The sequence below is a fragment of the Nocardia cyriacigeorgica NBRC 100375 genome (genome assembly GCF_000308555.1).
Lineage (GTDB): Bacteria > Actinomycetota > Actinomycetes > Mycobacteriales > Mycobacteriaceae > Nocardia > Nocardia cyriacigeorgica.
This window is the reverse complement of record NZ_BAFY01000058.1, coordinates 1-596: the sequence shown is the minus strand read 5'-3', so window position 1 is coordinate 596 and position 596 is coordinate 1. Positions and strand designations below refer to the sequence as shown.

1 rRNA gene is annotated in these 596 nt (G+C 53.0%); it reads right to left on the bottom strand.

The features are described from left to right. Positions 1 to 388, bottom strand: a 23S ribosomal RNA gene (locus RJ05_RS05530); the annotation flags it as partial. Positions 389 to 596 lie beyond the last annotated feature (208 nt).

Sequence of the window (596 nt, the reverse complement as noted above, 5' to 3'; positions counted from 1 at the left end):
GACCAATTCAGCTAACACAACGGTTTCTGACTTGTGCTCACTTCGGCAGAAGCAAGAAGAATGATCCCACAACCCCAGCCAGACAACGACTGCCGTCTATCACATCTGACTGGTTTAGCCTCTTCCGCTTTCGCTCGCCACTACTCACGGAATCACTATTGTTTTCTCTTCCTGTGGGTACTGAGATGTTTCACTTCCCCACGTTCCCTCCACACGCCCTATACATTCAGGCGCGGGTAACACGACATCACTCGTGCTGGGTTTCCCCATTCGGACATCCTCGGATCTCAGCTCGGTTGACAGCTCCCCGAGGCTTATCGCAGCCTCCTACGTCCTTCATCGGCTCCTGGTGCCAAGGCATCCACCGTACGCTCTTACACACTTACTAACAAAGATGCTCGCGTCCACTGTGCAGTTCTCAAACAACACACCCACTCAGACTTGACTCGAAGCCGGCCAGAGCAAGCTCTGCGGTACTAACCGAAGATCCGAGCGGATCGTATTTTTTGCCTGGAAAGAACGTCTGTTCTTTCAGGACCCAACAGTGTGTCGATATATCACCCGCGAAGGAAGACTCGGCTTCCTCCACATACGGG